The sequence below is a fragment of the Pseudoalteromonas sp. G5_S1_14_S5 genome (genome assembly GCF_054968605.1).
Genome location: NZ_JBQKUM010000294.1, coordinates 1 through 221, shown reverse-complemented (window position 1 = coordinate 221; position 221 = coordinate 1). Strand labels below are relative to the sequence as shown.

The window sequence follows — 221 nt, the reverse complement described above, 5'->3', positions numbered from 1 at the left end:
CACACTCCTTTCTTCAAAGGTTACCGTCCACAGTTCTACTTCCGTACAACTGACGTAACAGGCGACATCACTCTACCAGAAGGCGTAGAAATGGTAATGCCAGGTGACAACGTTCAAATGACTGTTGAGCTTATCGCTCCAATCGCAATGGACGAAGGTCTACGTTTCGCTATCCGTGAAGGTGGCCGTACTGTAGGTGCTGGTGTTGTAGCTAAAATCTT

General features: G+C 47.5%; 1 protein-coding gene. It reads left to right on the top strand.

Annotated elements, in window-relative coordinates; genetic code table 11:
• Window positions 1-221, top strand: a 221-nt coding sequence (locus tag ACTRWI_RS22940; RefSeq protein WP_499133970.1) for an EF-Tu C-terminal domain-related protein, incomplete at both ends; no start/stop codon positions are given.